Genomic DNA, 18,749 nt, shown 5'->3' with positions numbered 1-18,749 from the left:
CAGTTACCTCAGATGAGCCGTGGCAGTCTGGTCGGCTCTTCATGGGATGCTTCTCCCATCACTGGGACCTCTTGCCAATTAAACAACCCCAGTCGGAACAGCCGGTAACTGTAGGGCTCCCCGTGTGGGGCAAACACGACGAGCGCGAACCGGTCACGGATGTTCCGTCGGTCGGTGCCCGTCAGACCGGACGGCGTTGACGCCGACGTGTGTGAGTGATAGAACACGCGAGGCTCCGGCGGAACCTGATCGGGTGCCGTGGCGGCGAACCGACGCCGCGGCCTCGGTGAAACATTTTCGAGCGGGACGTGATCGGTCGCATACAACTGGTCATCCTGTAGCGTACACGCGAGGTATCCTCCGGCCTCGTGGGGATGACTCGCCGCGATGTGCGCCGCTATCGCGTCCCGAATGTCGTCGGGAACCGTGAGCGCTCGGGCCCGATGACTGAAACGCACAGTATTCACAGCAAGTGACCGAGACATAGAGTTGTTTCGACTGGCCAGCCGGTAGTGTGTGGCCGGCTCACTGGCTTCCGGAGCCGCAAGCGGGGTTTCGCGAGCCCACAGAGATGGTTCTCTATGTGGCGCTACGCGCCGGCTGCTCATCCAGTTCACCGGCGCTGTGGCCTGCGGAGTCGGCACGCATTTCGTCGGCGGTTTTATCGGGTAGGTGGGAATATTCTGTCACATGCCTGAGCAGCCTGTCGACGTCGACCCTGCAGGCGAGAACATCGCCGGTGAGGTACCTGCTGAGGAACCGGAAGCCGTCACCGACGACGCAGTCGTCCACGACGACAACGTTGAACTGGAACGGACTATCGGGCTGGTCGGTGGGCTGGCAATCGGAATCGGGACGATGATCGGTGCTGGAATCTTCGTGTTTCCGGGGCTGGCGGCCGCAAACGCTGGCCTTGCAGCTACCCTTTCGTTCGCAATCGGCGGGCTGATCGCGTTGCTCGTGGCGCTTCCGACCTCCGAACTCGCCACGGCGATGCCACGGAGCGGTGGCGGGTACTACTTCATCTCGCGCGGGATGGGGACGGCGTATGGCGCGATCGTGGGCCTCGGACTGTGGCTCGGACTGATGTTCGCCTCGGCGTTCTATCTGGTCGGGCTCGGCCACTACGCGAGCGCCGTGTTCGCTGAGCTAAACGTCGCGCTCCCGTTCAGTCCGGTCATCGGCATCGGGTTGCTGTTCGGGGCTGCACTGACGGCACTGAGTATCGGCGGCACCGAAAACACCGCGAAGATTCAGAACGTGGTGGTGGGGGTCCTCCTCGTCGTGCTCACGGGATTCCTTTCATACGGCGTACTCGATGCCGTGGGCGTGTTCGGCGGCGACACCGTACCGGAGCAGTTCTTCTCGAAAGGATACATCCCAGTGTTGACGACCGCTGCGCTCGTGTTCACGTCGTATCTGGGGTTCGCGCAGGTCGCCACTGTCGCAGGTGAGATCAAACAACCGAGTCGGAACCTCCCGCTGGCGATGGTGGGCTCGGTCGTTATCGTCACCGTATTTTACGTTGTCACAATTTTCGTCGCGACCAGCGCATTCGGTGCCGATCGGCTGGGGGAGTTCGGGGAGACCGCGATGGTCGAAGTCGCCCGTGACTTCCTTGGGCTGCCCGGTGCGGTTGCGATTCTGGGTGCCGGGCTGTTGGCGACGTTCTCGAGTGCGAACGCGTCAATTCTCAGTGCCTCCCGGGCCGTGTACGCTCTGAGCCGGGATGCCTTGCTCCCCAGAAAGGCGAGCGAAGTCAACCTTCGATACGGCACGCCACACATCGCATTGCTCTCTGCTGGCGGTCCAATCCTCGTCCTCGTCGCGACTGGCCGGGTCGAACTCCTCGCCGAAGTCGCCTCGTTTCTCCACCTGATTATGTACGGGCTGATGTGTATCGCCCTGCTCGTGTTGCGTCGTCAAAATCCCGAGTGGTACTCGCCAAGCTATCGAGTGCCGGGCTATCCAGTGGTCCCGGTCGTGGGCGCGCTCGCGAGCTTCGGACTGATCATCTTCATGCAGCCCACGTCAATCGGCATCGGCATCGTGGTCATGCTCGCCTCGTACCTCTGGTACCGTTATTACGCTGGGGACGTGACACTTAAGGGAGATATCTGAGTATGACTGACCGTTTATCCATACTCGTCCCAATTCGCGTCCTCGAGGGAGAATCGGTCCCGGAGGGCGTCCCCGAACTGCTCGCCCATGCACATGTCGTCCTGCTGGGGTATCACGTCATCCCGGAACAGACTGCGCCCGGCCAGGCCCGGATGCAGTTCGAGGACCGGGCCACGGAACGGCTCGATGATTACGAGGAGATGTTCGAGGACGCCGGGGCCACCGTCGAGCGGCGACTCGTGTTCACACACGACGGCCAGAAGACCATCGATCGCATGATTGCCGAGCACGACTGCATGGCTGTTCTCGTTCCGAACGCCACAGGGCCGGTCGAAGACGTACTGGTCCCAGTCCGTGGGGCCATTGGCGTTGACCGTCTCTCCCGTGTCGTCGCCAGTGTGTTCGGAGACATGGACGCCGATGTGACGTTATATCACGTTGCGGACGAAGATACAACAGACGACGATATCAAGACACTACTCGGCGGAATGGCGGACCGGTTGGCGGAGTTCGGCATGGACCCGTCGACTATCGAGACACGGATCGACCGCGATCAGGACCCCCTTGACGCAATTGTCGACGTTGCTGATGCGTTTGACACGGTCGTGATGGGTGAAACCGACCCGTCGCTGTCGACGTTCGTGTTCGGGATGCCAGCCGATCAGGTCGCGAACCGGTTCCTCGGGCCGGTGTTCGTAGTCCAGCGCGAACGCGCTGAAGAGGACGAAGACGGGTAACCCACCCTGACTCAGCATCCGGTCGGCTGGATAGCTGCCGGTGCTTACTCTCTTGTCATGCCCTCAGTGCCCCACTGCCCACGGATAGCCACCCGTTGCCGCGTGGGCGTGGTCGTGTTCAGCGTCAGTTCTGCGCTCGTCTGCGCTAATCTGCACGATGTCGTCAACCCGGAGGATCTGTGTCACAACAGCGACTGCCCGTTGCAGAGCACTCCTGAACACTGTGGATGGTTCCAGAACACCCGCCGCAACCATATCCCGGGGATGTCCATCGGGGCCGACACCGACCGTCGCCGCGCCGGCGTCGTGTCGCTGTTTTATCGCTGTCAGCGTGCTCAATGGGTCTGTGCCCGCGTTCGTGGCCAGTGTCCGGGGGAGGGCTTCCAGCGCGGCTCCAAACCCATCGAAGACGAGCTGTGTCCGGTCTGGTATCCCACGGGACAGGGCAGCGATGTCTATCGCCAGTGCGGTCGGAACCGCACCGCCGCCGGGCACGAACACGCCGTCATCGAGTGTGACACGCGTAACGTCGATACAATCCGCCACGATGCGACGGACCTCGTCCGCAACGTGTGGCGTGCCGCCACGGAGCAGTAGTGTTGCTCGTTGTTCCTCTGGGCAGCCCTGCAGCGTGAGCGTCTGTGTGGTCCCGACCGTCCGCTGCGTGACCGATTCGACAGTGCCGGTGCTGTCCACGGTCAGGTCGTCGACGGACATGACTGGCGTGCTTCCCGTCGCCCGGGCGATGACATCGAACTCGTCCCGCCGGGTCCGCTCGACGGGGAGTACGCCCCGTTGCGCGAGCGCAGTCCTGACTGCCTCGTCGATGGATTTCTGACAGAGGAGCACGGTCGCACCCGACTGCACCACCTGCTCTACCAGTTCCGTCTTCCGGTCCTGTTCGTGGTCCTGAAACGCGCTCCGCTGTGTCGCATTCTGCAGCTCTACCGATTCGATGTGGTTTGGTTCCTCGATGCCGATTTCGGCGTCGACCATCGCGATAGCCGGCTCGTCGTGCGTTTGGATGCTTGGGTGACTGAGCGCTTCGAGGGATGTTGATGATGTCTCTAGATCGACCACCACTCCGTCGAGACAGACGGATTCACGGAGTTCGCCGCCGGGGTAGGATTTGAGCGTGAGCCGCGATGTGTCGAACTCGACTGCCTGCAGCGCACTAAGAGTCAATTCGGCGAATCGGTCGGTCGAAGCGTCGTCCCACCGCCCCGTGACGGCGGTCCTCGCAATCTGTATCAGTCGGTCGTCGTTTCGGCTGTGCAGGCCACGTTCGTACTGCTCAAGCTGGTCAAGGGCAGCTTCGGCAGCCCTGACGTAGCCGTCGATGATTGTCGTCGGATGAAGCCCGTCCGAACGAAGCGCCGCGGCTTCCTCGAGCAGTGCCCCGACCAGCACAACTGCCGTCGTCGTCCCGTCCCCGACGGCGCTGTCCTGTGCAGCCGCGGCCTGCTCGACCAACCGGCCGACCGGATGCGTGATATCCATCCATTCGACGATACTCGACCCGTCGTTCGTGACGATGACTGTCCCGTTCTCACCGACGACCATCTTGTCCAGCCCGTTAGGTCCGAGTGTCGTCCGAATTGCGTCGGCGAGTTCACCTGCGGCGGTGTGCGTGGGATTCGGCTCGTCATTGCCGTCATCTTCAGTCGTCTCTCCCAACATCAGTGTCGACAGTCCTCGTTGTCTCTGGCCCTCATTACAGTGGGTCGTCAGTGACACAGAGGTCACCGCGGTCGGTGCTGTTGTGTTCGATACCTTCGGGTGACGCGTCGAAGTCGAACGCGCCCGTCGGGAGCGCCAGCGTCGAGCAGGCGTTTGGAACGTCCACGACACCGCTCTGTCGCCCTTCAACGGGGACAGTCCCGAGGATGTGCAGCGCCTGCTGGCCGGTGTAGCCGAACTGCTTGAGATAATCGATAGCCTGGAGACAGGCTCGCCGATACGCGGTGTGTGAATCGATGTACTTCTGCTCGCCGTCCTCCGTGACAGAGTAGCCACAGAAGGTGACGTAGTCCTCGAAGTTCGGCCCGCGGTGGCCCGGCTCGAAGATCGGGTGGTCGACACCGAACTTCTCCATCCCGTCTTTCACGAGGTCGAACTCGAGGTCGACGTAGGCGGCCATCTCGATAGCGCCACAGAAGGATATCTCGCCGTCGCCCTGCGAGGCGTGGAAGTCGCCGATGCCGAACTTCGCGCCCTCGACGTACACCGGGAAGTACACCGTTGAGCCGATGGAGAGGTCCTTGATGTCGTGGTTCCCGCCATGTTCCCGGGGCGGAACGGTTCGGGCCGCGACTTCGGCAGCCTCTTCGGCCTCGTCGGGGTCCATCTCCCCCATGAGCGCACCGTCGGGCGTCGGCGGATTCGCCACGGCTGGCTCTTCCTTCCCGGTCGGATGGTTCGGTATCGATTCGGGGTCCTCGGCGTGTTTGTCGATGAGTGCCTGTTCGCGTTCGTTCCACGCTTCCAGCAGTTCTTCGCTGGGGGCACACCCCGCGAGGCCGGGATGAATCTTCCCCTCGTACTCGACATCGGGAATGTGGCGCGAGGAGACCGTGTAGCCGTCGATGTCCCAGATAGATTTGGCCGCTTTGGGGAAGTGGTCGGTCAGGAAGCCGCCGCCGTTTTGCTGGGAGAACGTGCCAGTGAACCCGAACTCGGAGCGATCGTTGAGCGGCCCCATGTCGTGGAACTCGACTTTCAGCAGGTCACCCGGCTCGGCACCGTTGACGTGAACGGGCCCTGCGAGATAATGCACTTGCGAGAGATCCACGTCGCGGACCTCGTTGGCGTTGTCGTTATCGGTTATCTGTCCGCCGGTCCAGTCGAGAGCTTCCAGTCGCATACTCTCACCAGGGTCCGCTTCGACGACCGCCGGGATGTCCGGGTGCCACCGATTGAACGGGTTCGCGCCCGGCTGTTCGTCTGGCTCGCTGTCGACATCGACCTCGAACTTCGTTTCTGGCATTACGACTACAGTATCGGATAGATTACACATAAGTGTTCGGACGATTGACGTTTCGGACCTACACTTCTGCTCCAAGATACGAAACATTGACTACCCGTACTTCGAGATATAACTACAAACCCATTTTAATACGGAGAATATATCCAAATCCACTCTTCTCAAACTAGCGGTATAACTTCGAATAGTTTCTCTTTTGATATTGGTGTATGATAATTCACCACACACCAACTATCACAGTGTACCAGTTGATATGCCACTGCTCCCCTAAATTAACAAGACGCTGTGCTATGTTACGTGATTCGAGCGGACCCCGCCAGAAAGTACGTGGTACACAGCGTCACGGTGAAACGTGATACGTACTGCTAATATAAGCGTCGCCCCACTCCTCCGGAGTCCGACCGGGTCCGAAAATCGTCTCTTTCACTGCTCTGTGGTTTTACGAGAGTCACACCAGATTCTCCAAATATTCGAGGGCACAAGTACCGCGTATGCGCCGACGGACGGTTCTCAAATCGACGGGTGCGGTTGGAACAATTGTCGGAATGGCCGGCTGTCTCGGTAGTGGTCGCTTCGGCGACTCGAATCCCGATGTCGTGCTCGAAGAACCCGACCGGGAGTTCGAGAGCAGCGATGTTCCGTATCCCGCATGGGGTGAACAGATTCCGGACGTACGTGTCGCCACACCGACTGAATCACGCAAGGTTCGGTTGCGCGATATTGAAACACCGACTCTCCTCACGTTCTTTTATAGCCACTGCCAGACTGTCTGCCCTGTCCTCATCTCGACCCAGCGGAACATTCAGAGCCACGCACAGAACAACGGCTACGCCGCTGATGTCCGGTTCCTCCCGATGACGTTCGACCCCGCCCGTGATACCGCAGAACGACTCGGAGCGTACGCTGACAAGATGAACGTCGACGCCGATAGCGGAAGCTGGCAGTTCCTTCGACCGGCGTCAAAGAAACGGGCGAAGGCTGTCATACAGGACCAGTTCGGGGTCATGTTCCAGCGAACTGAACCCGAGGATATGGATATGTACATGTTCACGCACACAGCACTGACGCTACTGGTCAACGCCGATGGGTTCGTCGAGCGTGCTTACCGCTCGAAGTCACCGGACGAAGAAACAATCATTGCCGATCTTGAAACGGTGAGAACCGCGTGAACCGCCGGCAGGTCGTTGCGGCGATGACCGGACTCGGTCTCACCGGTGGGAGTCTCTGGGTTGCCCAGAACGGGCTGTCAGGTATCCAGCTCCAAGACACAGAACAGCTTCCGGTTCGCGTTGAAACCCTCGATGCACGCGGCTCGTCGGCAGGCGAAACGGCCGTGCCGACGCCGGGAACTGTCACGGTGGTCGACCTGTTCGCTACGTGGTGTGCGCCCTGTGACGACCAGCTTGAGATACTCGACGCGATCCGGCCCGAGTACACCGACGTGTCGTTCGTCTCAGTGACGAACGAGCGGCCGAATGAGACACTGACGAGGGCTGATATCAGCGAGTGGTGGAACCGCAATGGCGGAGCCTGGACTGTCGGCTTGGACCCCGGCAGCGAGTTGCTTGCGGCGTTCGGGGCAGACGGACTTCCGTACATCGCGATTGCTGACGAAAGCGGAACTGTCCAGTTCGGTCACAGCGGGCTCGCCGAGGAAGAGACGCTCCGAGACGAACTCGACGCACTGGTGTAAGATGGCTGAAGTCGCCGTATTCGGGACACTTGCGTTCGCTGCCAGCGCTGGCGTCGCGACGTTTTTTGCCCCGTGTGCGTTCCCACTTCTTCCGGGGTACATCGGGTATTACCTGCGTGAAAGCGACGGTGATGTGAGTATGCTGCCACCGGCCACCGCCGCTGCTGGCGGAGCGCTTGCTGCGCTTACCCTCGTTGCGCTGCTCGTCCTCGCACTCGGCCAACCGCTCAAGAACGCACTCCCGATGCTCGAACCAGTTATCGGACTTGGTCTGATCGCGTTCGGCGTCGTGATGCTCCTGAACCGTGAGCCTGAACTCCGCGTCCCGCTGCCAGAGCGACCGGCATCAGTAACTGGATTTGGCGTGTTCGGTGCTGTGTACGCGGTCGCCGCAGCTGGCTGTGTCGTGCCGCTGTTCTTCGGCGTGGTCACCCAGGCGCTTGCACTGCCAGTCCACACAAGTCTTCTCGTCCTCACAGCGTACGCACTCGGCGTCGCGGTTCCGCTTGTCGGCGTGACACTTCTTGCAGGCGTTGGAATCGGCATTTGGCGCACCTTTGGCACGTACCTGCACCGGATACACCAGATCGCAGCCGTCGTGATGATACTTGCTGGCGGCGGGCAGATTTACCTCTCAGTGTTCAAGCTCGGCGTGGTGTAGGTTCAATCGAGCTTAATTGTAGTGGGTAGCCCCACAGTCGGGGCTGGAACAGCGGCATAATTGGAGTCTCATCATCGGATATCGATTAGCGGGTCCTCAGATAGGCGGACAGCGGACTGCTCATAGGCCGAACCTGTTCGAATTCTTCGTTGCGTGGTCCTCGTAATGGCCGAAGATGTCCGTCACTTCGGGTGTCGCCCCTGAACCAGAGTACACCGTCAATAGATCACCCGCTTCGATGCGTGTCTGCCCTCGTGGTGTGATAGGCGCGTCCGCGTCGTTCCGCTCAATCGCGACAACGAGCGTCTCGGCATCTAACAGTCCCTCCTCGTCGGCTTCAATGAGTGTCAGCCCGGCAATCGGTGCCTTCTCGGTGACTGTGATTTCGAACACTTCCGCAACATCACCGACTCGCATATAATCAACAATCGATGGCCGGTCCACGGATCTGAAGAGTGATTCCGCAATGAGACGCTGTGGGTTCTCCATCGTGTTGACGCCGATCTGTTTAAACAGGTTCATGTGCTCCGGATTATGGACGACTGACACAATTGCAGGGATTTCCAGTTCCTGTGCCAGAAGGGAGATCATGACGTTTGTCGCATCTTGATCCGTCGTCGTGATGATCGCATCTGCGCGGTTGGCACCGGCATCCTCCAGCGTTTCTTTGACGGTCGCATCCGCGTTGAGGACCATACAGTCGAACTCGTTGGCGACTTCATCCGCTCTCGCAGCGTCCTGCTCGATGACGACGACTTCGTTTCCGGTTCCTGTTGCAATTTCGATGAGCGGCGTTCCAATATCGCCCGCTCCGACAGTGATTATGTACATATATTCTGTGTGTGGTTGCTTTGCAGTCCATATACAGCAGGGATCACGCGTCACTCACCAACCGGTCACCATTGCATACCTTCCCGAGATAGTGCCACCGGTACTTGCCGTCTTCTCCTTCGATATCGGGTTCCCACTGGACGCGGTAGGCGAAGGGGCCACGCCTCTCCCCAGCACTGTCAGATCGTTCGACAACGACAATGGTGTATGCCTCGTACTCCTTCGTTCGCACGAGTGTCTCCCCTTCACGGGCTTCGATTGCCTCTGTGAGTGGTGGGTGGTCGTGGAGCAACTGCTGTGCGTAGTGGATGATCGCCCTGAGTTGGGTGTCACTACTGTCCTGCAGCGCAGTGATCGCTTCTTCAGAGACGTCCTCAGGCGGTTCAGTATCAAGTCCAGTCATATGTTCGTCGTATCCATCTCGTTTATACGGCAGTCGGCGTATCTTCCAGACTACTATTCTGGTATCGCTGAGATCGTTGTCACTGCTAGAATATTGTATCGTCATAAGTATTGCCAACCAACTACTGAATCCTGATACTGAATAATATATATTCTGCATTCCAAAATAGAATCAACAAGAAATACATTCGTTGTGTGCTTGCCGTGACTGTCTGTCCGAACACCGTCAGGACAAGAGGAACAGGCAATTCAGTACAAAACCCGTGCGCAGGAAGAATAGTCAGCAGGAGGATCTATGACGGCGTAATCGCTTCGTTCGTCTCACCGAACGCGTCCAGCGTCGACTCGGGGACACCGTTCCGAGAAAACACAGAGATAAGGTCTCCGGAACGGATTACCGTATCGCCTTTCGGCGTAATCATCTCATCGCCACGCTCAATTGCGATGATAAGGACCGCTTCGTCGAGTAGTGACTGTTCGTTCGCATCACGAAGTGTCGTCTCCACAATCGGGGCATTCGGGCTGACGGTTACGTCGACCACTTCCGCACCACCGGAGAGCGACACCATGTCGGTCATCGCCCCCTGCTTACTCGCGCCATCCGGTCCGAAGGGTTCGTAGGGGGTAAAATACTCCTCCTGAATCAGGTCTTCGTCCTCTATCTCGAGGCCAAGCTTGCTGAGCTGGTGGGCAATCCGCGTGAGATCACTCATTTCCTCGCCCACGGCCTTGATCTGGAGGTTGCCACGGCCGGTCCGGAGTTCTCGAACGTTTACCACGCCGGGGACCGTGAGCGCCTTTCTGGCCAGATTCTCTCGCTCGCTCGCAGAGGTGTTACAGACGAACAGATTGGTCAGGCGACTCTCACACCGCTCGTAGTCGATATCGGCGTGATACCCCTTGATGATGCTTGCATCTTCGAGCTGGTCGATGCGGTTGCGAATCGTCCCTGGGGAGACATCCATCTCATCAGCGACCATCGGGGCCGAGATGTTCCGTGCATCCTGTTGCAACGCGTAGATGATGCGCCTGTCGATTTCGTCGAGACGCCGACTCATACTGGAACTACAGGGGGCGTGGCAATCCCTTTTTCCCTTAACCCGACGGCGGCTAAAGATGACAGTCGACAATTTGACTCGGCGAGTAACCGATCATAACGAGACATCGTCGACTTGGAGTCGGGCTATTACCGCGGTCTAGGTGGTTCATTCGCCGATTGACCTATACAGCGATTCAAACACTGTTTGCGACACCGCTCCGGAACGTGTTGCGCCTACACAGACGGACAGGCGCGTGTCCTCGGTGTTGGCTTTTGGTATATCTGAGCTACAGCATACATCTAATACGCTATCCGCAATATCTCCACGCACTTATTACGGATAAACAATCAGTACGTAGCATGACTCACACAGAAACCAGTCTGCAGGAGTTTCTGGAGCGCTCTGATACTGCTGCTCCGCCACAACGAATTCTCTACCCGATTTTCAGTACACACGACGATTTCACGTTCGAGACTGCGCTGAACATCGCGGACGGTATCGATGGGGAACTGCTCGTTCTTGATTTTCTCACGGGCGGCGCTACCCGGAGTTCAGAGACAACTTCAGTCGGTCGAAAGCTACTGCAGGCACGACTGGACGAGACGCACACTGCTGACGCGCATTTGATTGTTGAAGAGACCGATAGCCCACTCAAGACCGCAATCAAGGTCGCACAACGGCGCCACGTCCAGTTGGCTGTGTTGGACGAGCACACACCCGAACTGTTTGGTGAAGGACTTCGAGGCAACGCAGCCGACCGGATGCGAAAGAAAGCATCGTGCGATGTTGTCTCCGTTACATATTCACGACCTGCCTCGGGAATCTCATCGGTACTTGTCCCGATTGCCGAAGGCACACATTCTGCTCTCGGAGTTGTTGTCGGCGGCGCGTTAGCGATGGGCGCAGACGCACCCCTTGACCTCTTCCACGTGTCTGAAACGAAAGACGAGACTGCGGTGGCAAGAGCATCAAAGCTGTTCGAAACAGCGCGAACCCGTCTCCCGGAGTCGGTCACCCTCGACACATGGCATCTCGAAGCACCTGATGTTGCGGAAGCAATAATCAACGAGTCTACGCATTATACGGTCACTGTGATAGGGAAACCAACCCAAAGCCGCCTTCGAGAGTTCGTAACGGGCTCAGTGACTGCAGCCGTAACAGAAGAATCCGAGAATGCAGTTCTGACCGTACAGGGAGACGGCGATGGCGGTTTCAGCTTCGAGCGAAACTGACTTCGATAGACTGAGTATTCCGAGACGTGACCCCGAAACCGTGATGTTAGTGTATGCAGTGCTATAGCGAAGTCGCGTAGCTCACCAGTACTTGTGAAGAGGTATGAATGGTGGCGGCGAACCAGATTTCCCAGAGGCTCGCGCACTCCAGTACTCCCTGGAACGCTGGTGGGCTTATCTTCCGTGTTCGAGATGGGTACGGGAGGCAACCCCACCGCTGTGGCCGCCTATATACCTACTCTGGGGGCCACAGGTATAAGGGTAGCTACTCGGAGACGAAAACTACCCGAACACAGTTCACCCGTTCAATAGCAGAAAATCGAAACGTACGATACGACTTGCTCCGGCATTCTGTTCTGGAGTGCTAACCCATTTTCGTGCTCGGTAGCGCTGGAGAGATATCGGTCGCTGCGATCTAAGCGGCGTACAGAATCCAACTAGGCGCTCACTCAAACCGGCCGCTGAAGACAATTTCGTCCAGCGGCTTCCGACCGCTCGGTTCTTCACGCTCTTTGAGGTCGTCAGGTAACGTTTCGGGGTCGGCGCGTTCACCGACGGCGACCATCGCCTCGGCATCGAATTCGTCTTCGGGGACGCCAAGGACGTCGTGAATCCGGTCCCAGTCGAAGCCCGCCATCGGATGGACAGCCAGGTCACGCCGAGCGCCTTCGAGAGCGAGGTTCTGCCATGCCGCGCCGGTATCAAAAGAGCGCGTCACAGCGGGCTCGCCGTTGTGGTCGAGGGTGACCTTCGAGAAGACGGCGATGAGCGCGCCAGCATCGCGTGCCCAGGAGCGGTTGGCCTCGTTCAGCAGGTCGAGGAAGGAGTCCCACTCGTCGTCTTCGCGAGTAGCGTAGACAAACCGCCAGTGCTGATTATTGAACGCGGACGGGGCCCAGCGTGCGGCTTCAAACAACGAATGGAGGTCATCGTCAGCGAGAGAGTCACCAGTCATCGCACGGGGCGACCAGCGATTGACAAAGAGCGGGTCGACGTTGTGGACAGGGTCACGGTATTCTGCGATCTCGTCGTCGAGATTATGGGCGGCATTCGTCTGTGACATTATACATCTCTCTTCGGTTTGCGCACGTATGTACTACCGGCAACATAACTACAATCAGGTAACATCGATGCTATCTTCGAGTACATATAAAGTACATGATATAGTGTAGCACAGTCACGTACAGCTAATCAAATCAGGGCGCGACCGTGGTTGTCTATGATAAACTGACACGTCTACGCCGGGCTGTTCAGACCCACACCGAGTGTGTGCTCGCACTACGGCTGTCGCCAGAGAACTGGTCAACGGCCAGACGAGGGAACGCCGAGCGAGACGCCGGCAAGGAAGATAGGCAGGCCGACGATAGCAACGGCGGCGGCGCTGGCCGTGGCCACGGGGATGAAAAGCACGCCCAGTCCAACCGGTGCAGGCAGTATCGGAAGAACTGGCAGCATCGACAGCACGAACCCGATGGCGGCGGTTTTCAACGCCAGCCGGCGGTTTCCGTGGCCGACTGCGTACCCAGCCGGGAGAAGCACAAACGCCGGTCCAAGAATCAACAGTGTTGACACTAGGAAGGTGAACCCGTCCCTGACAACCATCGGCGCCGCCGCTATCGTCACTCCGAGCGCGATGCCCGCGCCGACTACTGCGCCGCCAACGACCGCCCGATAGCTTGTGCGCTCACGGACACGCTGCTGAGAAAGGGCTATTCCACACACGAACAGCGCAGTGCCACCGCCGAACAGCGGTGCCGCTATGCCACCTACCCGCAAAACGCCCGCTGCTCCAAGAAGCGACAGGACAGTCGCTAGCGCGCCGACGCCGGCGAATACGATGCCTGCGGAGTCTCGGACTTGTTTCAAATCCCAATCAAGCCAGTCAACGCCCCCGGCAGCAGCGCCAATCAAGAGAGTAAACACCGCTGCGGGGAGCGTGATGTACGCAATCGCTTTCACTGCCATCACGGGACCGAGAAGTGTTCCGACCGCGAGTAGACTCAACAGCGGCCCAATGGCCGTATCCTGGGGAACGAACGTCACAACACGCCCGTCGTTGAGTTCGGTCAGCGTCATCCGCTGTCCGTCGTCTGAGACGGTTGCGCCGTCAATGCCCTGCCCGACTCGCATCCCGTCGGGAGCCACGACGACAAGCCGGTCAGCACCGAGGCCATCGAGGTTTCGATAGCCGTAGGCTTCAGTAAACTCGCCAGTCCGGACCGTCCTGCCGACGGACTGCTCGGCGAAGTCGGCCTCGCGGTAGCGTAGCGTTATGACGCCATCACCGGAAACGTTCGCGCTCAGGAGTTCGGTGTCCCACATCGCTCTGTCAGCGATAGCAGTCCGGAGGCTCTCGTTTGCCCGGAGGCGTGCAACCCCCTCTGAATTAGACAGACGATTGTGGACGACCCACGTAGCGCTTCCGTTGTTGTTGACGGCGACGGTTGCATTGCTGTGGGTGACGGTGACCGATACACCGTGGGACTCGGCTGTCGATTCAAACGTGTCACCGCAGGCGTCACACAGCGGCCGCGGTGGGGGCGCTGCGCCAGCGGGCATGGCGATACAGAGGAGCGACGCACAGACCAGACAGAGGAGGGCAAGGTGGTGGAGTCGATGCGGGGCCATGTCACATATCTATCCTGTCATGTGTTAAGAGATACCGATTACTCAAACAACGGTTATACCAACACGGACAGCAGGTGACACTTCGGCCGATACATCTCTGACAAGTATACCGCTCAATACATATCGCGTCCGCTATGCCGGCCGGAGTTAACTTTTGGCGGTATCGATGTGGTTACTGAGCGGAGCCGACGCCGTCACTGCTTCATCGAGTACCCCTGACGCCCGGTCCACCACATCGGGAGGGTACAGTAGATACTGTCGAATCCGCTATCGCGTTCGCCGTCGCTGGTCAAAAACGCGGTCTCGCCGTCGATGAGGCCGATACTGCAGGGCACAGATTCGTCAAGTTAGATGCACGTATCCGCGAAACCGCTATCAGATCATCTGGGATGTTCTCATCTAGTATAACAGCTTATACGGACAGAACCACGATAGTGGAAAGAACTCCGTGACAGCAATCGAGATCGAATCACTCCGGAAGTCCTACGGCGACGTAACCGCGATAGCCGACCTCTCGCTCAGCATCGACGATGGTGAGTTCTTCGGACTGCTCGGGCCGAACGGCGCCGGCAAGACCACGACGATGGAGATCCTCACCGGACAACTCAGTCCGGACAGTGGACAGGCAGCGGTACTCGGTGTCGACCCGGCAACGCAGCCAACAGCGGTCCGCGAACGAGCGGGGATTCTCCCTGAAAAAGAGTCACCGCCGAGTTTCATGACGCCGCGCGAGTACTTCGACTTCGTCGGTGCTATCCGGGATATGCCCGACGACGAAGTGACAGCGCAGACCGAGTCGTGGGCCGACCGGCTTGGCTTTACCGAGAAGCTCGACACGCTGTCCTCGGACCTTTCGCGGGGCCAACAGCAGAAAGTGATGATCGCCGGCGCGTTCTTCCACGAGCCTGCTGTCGTATTCATCGACGAACCGCTGGCGAATCTCGATCCGATCGTTCAGGAGCGGGTCAAGCGCTTCCTGCGTTCGTACCGGGACGACGGCAACACAATTGTCGTCACAACACACGACGTAGACGTTGCTGCCGAACTCTGTTCGCGGGTCGGCATCATGTACGGCGGCGACCTCGTCGCTGATGTCCGGCCGACAGAACTCGACGCCGATGTGACGCTCCTCGACGTGTTTCTGGACAACGTCGACGCGACAGTGGACCAGGGACCCAAACCGCTGACACATGAGTGACGGACGGGCGCGCAGGGTGTTTGTCGAGATGCTCCGGGAGGAGTGGCGACTCCACAGCCGGCTCTTTCGCGGCAGTCACTTCTCCCTGTTTCCGGTGTTTATCTGTCTGCTCGCTGGAGGCGCAGCCAAACTTCTCTCTGTTACCGGGACCGAACCGGAAACCGTGTTCGCCGGCCTCCACGCACTGGTATTCGTCTTCGGTCTCCACACGGGGTCTATCGGCTTTGTGGGACGGGATGCGCTCCGGAATCTTCTCGGTGATGTGACGCTGCTGGTCTTTTCGGCCCGCACACTCCCGCTATCGCAGAACACGCTGCTGGGACTGTTCATCGTCAAGGACAGTGTCTACTACGCAGTGCTGTTTCTGCTGCCGATCTCTCTTGGAACGGTGCTTGCAGTCCAAGGAGCCGCTGGGCCCCTCCTCGTGGCTGAGACTGTCTCCCTTCTGTGGACGACTCTGGCACTGACGTTCGTCTTCGGGATGGGAACGACGATTGCGGCCCTCGGTCTCGCTGGCCGCGGCGTTCCCGGTCTGGCGCTACTTTCGGCCCCACTCGTCGCCGTCGGTGCAGCGCTGGCAAGTGGTGTCGATATCGTCTCCTACACCCCCTACGGTCTGTTCCTCGCCCAGACCCCTGTGCGGACCGGAGCGACGGTTGCCAGTATCCTCATCGTCTTTCTGCTCAGCGCTGCCACCTTCGATGCGACCGCGCCCCGTCCCGCTCGAACGGTCACACCGGCCTTCCGCCGCTGGTGGCGACGGCTCGGTGACCCAGTTGCAACGAAGAGCCTGCTCGACATCCACCGGAGCGCTGGCGGGTTCGGGAAAGTCCTCTTTTCAGCGGCGGTGCTGTTCGGCGTCACTGCCGCACTGGTCGATTTCGCCGGACAGATAACGGGCGTGCCACCGTCCACTGGGATCTCATTCGGTGCTATTCTCGGGCTCTCGGGGTTTACGACCTACAACTGGCTCACACAATCCGACGATGTGAGCCTGTATTTCGCCCACCCACTCTCTGTGAAAGCCGTTTTCGCGGGGAAGTTTCGGGCGTTCCTCCTGCTCGGCCCACTGGTCGGACTCGTGTTCTACGGACTCGCACTCGTCTGGCGTGGCGGGCCGGTCGTTGAGGCAGCCGTCGGGGCCGTCCTGCTCGTCGGCGTTGCCTGCTACATCTTCGGTACTACTGTGTACCTCACCGGCCTCTCTCCGAACGAGTTCCTCTTCGACACAGCCCTGTTCGCTGTTTTCGGCGCGGCAATGGTCCTTCCGCTAGTCCCGATCCTTATCGCCGGGTTCGCCATCTCGCCGCTGTCTGGGACCTTGCTTGCCGCGCTCGGTGGGTTTGGTGGTGTCCTCGGCGTTGTCGGTGTCGGCCTCTACCGTCGGTCGCTACCGAAGTGGTTGAACCGGTATCACCAGGCCTGAACTGCAAAAGCGGTCGTCTGTAACGACGAAGAGAACACAGCCCACCGAAATATATCGGTGATGTGGTCGATGTAACCGAATGCGGGCTCCGTGGTATCGCTGTTGGAGCCCTGCCCTGAATATATTCGCACAAAGGCTCTCTACAGTAGCTAGTGATCGATAGATTGCATGGCAGAACAACAACTCGATCTTCGAGAGATTCCACCGCCGAAGCGACACCCGAAGATCTTCGATGCGTTCGAGGACCTGGACAGCGGAGAGGCACTGACGATAGTCAACGACCACGAGCCGACGCCGCTCTATCACCAGATGGCCGCGGAGCGACAATCGTTCGACGCCGAGGGCTACACTGTCGACCGCATCGGTTCAAACGAGTTCATCGCAACCCTCCCGAAAAAGTAGCCTGCGACCGGGGTGGAAAAACTGGCTACGCCGATTGAGTGAGGGTGGTCATTGCGTAGCCGGCGTGACAAAGCACTTACAAAGCGATATAGAACCGTCCTCTATGGTCCCTGCCCGTCCTACCCGCGATCAGGTCCCGGCCCTCTTGTTAATACTGGCCGGCATCGGTCTCGTGTTGTTCGCTGGCATCCAGATCTATGACCACTCCCGGACTCAGCACACGTACTCCATCTCCGAACCTGACCGCGATATCTACCGGTACGAGGAGCTCTCAGATGGTGGCCAAGCGCTGGTCAGGACAGCACACAATACCTCCGGTGAAGCCGCAGTCTCGGCGGAGGAGCTGGACGCAGCCACCGAGTTCCGTCCCGATTACGGCTCGACAATCGTTGCGGTCGATGACACGTATTACTGTATTGATGCTCACCGCGGCCCTCGGGATGACGGGGGGACTGTGACTAGCGCCAGAGGCTGTGAGAACCGCATCTTCGGCACGGGTCCCGTCGTCCACGACTTCGAGTCGCTGTCGCCACAGGCTCAGGACGTGGTGTCACAGACACTTGCCGACTCCGACAATGAGGTCTCAATCTACGGTGACTCACCACCAGAGTTCGAGGGCGGCTCCGATGCCCCGTCGCTCAACGAGGGCATCTACTACATCCAGTACCAGGGAGAGTACTATCAACTTGATGTCGTCAGCAGGGGCGGTCTGGGCGTCGCGTTCCTGATGCAGTTCCTGTTTTTGGCTGGCTTTGTTGGGTTGTGCCTTGCGGTTGTCGGCGCAGTCAGCTTCTCCCGCCGACAGGTGTTGGTTCCGACGGCCCTGCTCGTCGGGCTGGTTCTGGTCCTCGGTCTGTTCGCTACCCGAAACGCCGACCTGCTGCCGCTCGAGTTCGTCCTCTTCGACCTCGATATCGAGTTCGTCATCATCATCGGGGGACTTGTCGTCGTCTGGGTAGCGTACACCCGGCTGCGATAATCCGAATGGGCGCCAGTGATCGCACTGCGGTTTTCGAATAGCTTTTGCTGGTCAGTATTTGTACTGGGATATGGACCGTCGTACCGCGAGACTCCTCAACGGTGTGCTGGCGCTATGCTGTCTCGCGCTCGTCTTCGCCGCTGTGTATCCGTTCACTAGTGTAAACCCTCACTCAAAGAAACCGGTCGATGAACGGTTCACGGTGCCCGAGTCCGACGACTACCGGGCGACGGGAGCGATTGTTGCGGCTAGTGAGACAGCACTCGAATTCGAGGGTGCTGTGACCGCTGACGGCGGGCGCTACCTGCACATTGACGAAGGTGATGTCAGAACCGAACACTTTCAGGCATCGTCGGGCGACCCGATCTACAGTCGTATCGTTGTCGAGGATGACGGCAGTACCGACCGACGACGAG

At 59.2% G+C, this 18,749-nt stretch carries 19 protein-coding genes, 1 rRNA gene and 1 pseudogene; 11 read left to right on the top strand and 10 right to left on the bottom strand.

The genetic code is table 11. The features are described 5' to 3' along the window. Positions 1–8 precede the first annotated feature (8 nt). Complete coding sequence (locus RBH20_RS16305; RefSeq protein ID WP_306710558.1) at positions 9–485, bottom strand: Mov34/MPN/PAD-1 family protein; 477 nt, start codon at positions 483–485, stop codon at positions 9–11. Positions 486–690: 205 nt separating this feature from the next. Between RBH20_RS16305 and RBH20_RS16300 the strand changes: the two genes are divergently transcribed. Next, on the top strand, positions 691–2,121 hold the full coding sequence (locus tag RBH20_RS16300) for an APC family permease (protein WP_306710557.1): 1,431 nt from the start codon (positions 691–693) through the stop codon (positions 2,119–2,121). Positions 2,122–2,123: 2 nt separating this feature from the next. Further along, positions 2,124–2,858, top strand: coding sequence for a universal stress protein (locus RBH20_RS16295; RefSeq protein ID WP_306710556.1), 735 nt, complete (start codon positions 2,124–2,126; stop codon positions 2,856–2,858). Between the two features lie 63 nt (positions 2,859–2,921). Here the strand turns inward: RBH20_RS16295 and RBH20_RS16290 are convergent, their stop codons facing one another. Together RBH20_RS16290 and fmdA are read right to left on the bottom strand one after the other, a co-directional pair. After that, positions 2,922–4,538 (bottom strand): TCP-1/cpn60 chaperonin family protein, encoded by a 1,617-nt coding sequence (locus RBH20_RS16290; protein WP_306710555.1) that lies wholly within the window; start codon positions 4,536–4,538, stop codon positions 2,922–2,924. Positions 4,539–4,572: 34 nt separating this feature from the next. Further along, a complete protein-coding gene (gene fmdA / locus RBH20_RS16285) occupies positions 4,573–5,844 on the bottom strand; it encodes a formamidase (RefSeq protein ID WP_306710554.1) in 1,272 nt (423 codons plus the stop codon). Positions 5,845–6,332: 488 nt separating this feature from the next. Here fmdA and RBH20_RS16280 point away from each other — a divergent pair, with 488 nt between their 5' ends. Genes RBH20_RS16280 through RBH20_RS16270 form a run of 3 tightly spaced genes read left to right on the top strand, consistent with a single transcriptional unit; the run spans position 6,333 to position 8,195 of the window. Next, positions 6,333–7,010: an SCO family protein gene (locus tag RBH20_RS16280; RefSeq protein ID WP_306710552.1), complete on the top strand. Its 678-nt coding sequence runs from the start codon at positions 6,333–6,335 to the stop codon at positions 7,008–7,010. Next, positions 7,007–7,534, top strand: a complete 528-nt coding sequence (locus RBH20_RS16275) for a TlpA disulfide reductase family protein (RefSeq protein WP_306710550.1) — start codon at positions 7,007–7,009, stop codon at positions 7,532–7,534. The genes RBH20_RS16280 and RBH20_RS16275 overlap by 4 nt, the downstream gene beginning before the upstream one ends. Before the next feature lies 1 nt (position 7,535). Further along, entirely contained in the window at positions 7,536–8,195 is a 660-nt protein-coding gene (locus tag RBH20_RS16270) for a cytochrome c biogenesis protein CcdA (RefSeq protein WP_306710547.1), read from the top strand. Positions 8,196–8,315: 120 nt separating this feature from the next. On the opposite strand, the gene RBH20_RS16265 is transcribed toward RBH20_RS16270, so the two are convergent. The 3 genes from RBH20_RS16265 to RBH20_RS16255 all read right to left on the bottom strand — a co-directional run bounded on the left by RBH20_RS16265 (position 8,316) and on the right by RBH20_RS16255 (position 10,486). Further along, a complete protein-coding gene (locus tag RBH20_RS16265) occupies positions 8,316–9,026 on the bottom strand; it encodes a TrkA family potassium uptake protein (RefSeq protein WP_306710545.1) in 711 nt (236 codons plus the stop codon). A 43-nt stretch (positions 9,027–9,069) separates the two neighbouring features. Next, complete coding sequence (locus RBH20_RS16260) at positions 9,070–9,429, bottom strand: hypothetical protein (RefSeq protein WP_306710543.1); 360 nt, start codon at positions 9,427–9,429, stop codon at positions 9,070–9,072. Positions 9,430–9,721: 292 nt separating this feature from the next. After that, positions 9,722–10,486 carry an Lrp/AsnC family transcriptional regulator gene (locus RBH20_RS16255; RefSeq protein WP_306710541.1) on the bottom strand — a complete coding sequence of 255 codons (765 nt, stop codon included), beginning with the start codon at positions 10,484–10,486 and terminating at the stop codon, positions 9,722–9,724. 341 nt (positions 10,487–10,827) lie between these two features. Between RBH20_RS16255 and RBH20_RS16250 the strand changes: the two genes are divergently transcribed. Further along, on the top strand, positions 10,828–11,700 hold the full coding sequence (locus tag RBH20_RS16250; protein ID WP_306710538.1) for a universal stress protein: 873 nt from the start codon (positions 10,828–10,830) through the stop codon (positions 11,698–11,700). Positions 11,701–11,808: 108 nt separating this feature from the next. Here RBH20_RS16250 and rrf read toward each other — a convergent pair. The 4 genes from rrf to RBH20_RS16230 all read right to left on the bottom strand — a co-directional run bounded on the left by rrf (position 11,809) and on the right by RBH20_RS16230 (position 14,663). After that, a 5S ribosomal RNA gene (gene rrf / locus RBH20_RS16245) occupies positions 11,809–11,931 on the bottom strand. Between the two features lie 214 nt (positions 11,932–12,145). Further along, positions 12,146–12,763 (bottom strand): nitroreductase family protein, encoded by a 618-nt coding sequence (locus RBH20_RS16240; protein WP_306710536.1) that lies wholly within the window; start codon positions 12,761–12,763, stop codon positions 12,146–12,148. A 239-nt stretch (positions 12,764–13,002) separates the two neighbouring features. Then, positions 13,003–14,328, bottom strand: coding sequence for a hypothetical protein (locus RBH20_RS16235; protein WP_306710534.1), 1,326 nt, complete (start codon positions 14,326–14,328; stop codon positions 13,003–13,005). Positions 14,329–14,522: 194 nt separating this feature from the next. Next, the gene (locus RBH20_RS16230; protein WP_306710532.1) at positions 14,523–14,663 is read right to left on the bottom strand and encodes a hypothetical protein; all 141 of its coding nucleotides are present in this window, start codon (positions 14,661–14,663) and stop codon (positions 14,523–14,525) included. A 113-nt stretch (positions 14,664–14,776) separates the two neighbouring features. Here RBH20_RS16230 and RBH20_RS16225 point away from each other — a divergent pair, with 113 nt between their 5' ends. The 5 genes and pseudogenes from RBH20_RS16225 to RBH20_RS16205 all read left to right on the top strand — a co-directional run. After that, on the top strand, positions 14,777–15,526 hold the full coding sequence (locus RBH20_RS16225) for an ABC transporter ATP-binding protein (protein ID WP_306710530.1): 750 nt from the start codon (positions 14,777–14,779) through the stop codon (positions 15,524–15,526). Further along, positions 15,519–16,952 carry a hypothetical protein gene (locus tag RBH20_RS16220; protein ID WP_306710528.1) on the top strand — a complete coding sequence of 478 codons (1,434 nt, stop codon included), beginning with the start codon at positions 15,519–15,521 and terminating at the stop codon, positions 16,950–16,952. The genes RBH20_RS16225 and RBH20_RS16220 overlap by 8 nt, the downstream gene beginning before the upstream one ends. Positions 16,953–17,120: 168 nt before the next feature. Further along, a complete protein-coding gene (locus RBH20_RS16215) occupies positions 17,121–17,354 on the top strand; it encodes a DUF2249 domain-containing protein (RefSeq protein WP_306710525.1) in 234 nt (77 codons plus the stop codon). Between the two features lie 103 nt (positions 17,355–17,457). Continuing rightward, complete coding sequence (locus RBH20_RS16210) at positions 17,458–18,333, top strand: hypothetical protein (RefSeq protein WP_306710523.1); 876 nt, start codon at positions 17,458–17,460, stop codon at positions 18,331–18,333. Positions 18,334–18,403: 70 nt separating this feature from the next. Continuing rightward, positions 18,404–18,749 (top strand): annotated as a pseudogene (locus tag RBH20_RS16205) (hypothetical protein); the annotation flags it as partial.

It is taken from the genome of Haloarcula sp. H-GB4, assembly GCF_030848575.1.
GTDB lineage: Archaea > Halobacteriota > Halobacteria > Halobacteriales > Haloarculaceae > Haloarcula.
This window is presented reverse-complemented; position numbering and strand designations above follow the sequence as displayed.

Excerpts from the sequence above, each read along its gene's own strand:
- RBH20_RS16305 (WP_306710558.1), bottom strand. The coding sequence starts at position 485 with ATGTCTCGGTCACTTGCTGTGAATACTGTGCGTTTCAGTCATCGGGCC.
- RBH20_RS16300 (WP_306710557.1), top strand. The coding sequence starts at position 691 with ATGCCTGAGCAGCCTGTCGACGTCGACCCTGCAGGCGAGAACATCGCC.
- RBH20_RS16295 (WP_306710556.1), top strand. The coding sequence starts at position 2,124 with ATGACTGACCGTTTATCCATACTCGTCCCAATTCGCGTCCTCGAGGGA.
- RBH20_RS16290 (WP_306710555.1), bottom strand. The coding sequence starts at position 4,538 with ATGTTGGGAGAGACGACTGAAGATGACGGCAATGACGAGCCGAATCCC.
- fmdA (WP_306710554.1), bottom strand. The coding sequence starts at position 5,844 with ATGCCAGAAACGAAGTTCGAGGTCGATGTCGACAGCGAGCCAGACGAA.
- RBH20_RS16280 (WP_306710552.1), top strand. The coding sequence starts at position 6,333 with ATGCGCCGACGGACGGTTCTCAAATCGACGGGTGCGGTTGGAACAATT.
- RBH20_RS16270 (WP_306710547.1), top strand. The coding sequence starts at position 7,536 with ATGGCTGAAGTCGCCGTATTCGGGACACTTGCGTTCGCTGCCAGCGCT.
- RBH20_RS16265 (WP_306710545.1), bottom strand. The coding sequence starts at position 9,026 with ATGTACATAATCACTGTCGGAGCGGGCGATATTGGAACGCCGCTCATC.
- RBH20_RS16260 (WP_306710543.1), bottom strand. The coding sequence starts at position 9,429 with ATGACTGGACTTGATACTGAACCGCCTGAGGACGTCTCTGAAGAAGCG.
- RBH20_RS16255 (WP_306710541.1), bottom strand. The coding sequence starts at position 10,486 with ATGAGTCGGCGTCTCGACGAAATCGACAGGCGCATCATCTACGCGTTG.
- RBH20_RS16250 (WP_306710538.1), top strand. The coding sequence starts at position 10,828 with ATGACTCACACAGAAACCAGTCTGCAGGAGTTTCTGGAGCGCTCTGAT.
- RBH20_RS16240 (WP_306710536.1), bottom strand. The coding sequence starts at position 12,763 with ATGTCACAGACGAATGCCGCCCATAATCTCGACGACGAGATCGCAGAA.
- RBH20_RS16235 (WP_306710534.1), bottom strand. The coding sequence starts at position 14,328 with ATGGCCCCGCATCGACTCCACCACCTTGCCCTCCTCTGTCTGGTCTGT.
- RBH20_RS16220 (WP_306710528.1), top strand. The coding sequence starts at position 15,519 with ATGAGTGACGGACGGGCGCGCAGGGTGTTTGTCGAGATGCTCCGGGAG.
- RBH20_RS16215 (WP_306710525.1), top strand. The coding sequence starts at position 17,121 with ATGGCAGAACAACAACTCGATCTTCGAGAGATTCCACCGCCGAAGCGA.
- RBH20_RS16210 (WP_306710523.1), top strand. The coding sequence starts at position 17,458 with ATGGTCCCTGCCCGTCCTACCCGCGATCAGGTCCCGGCCCTCTTGTTA.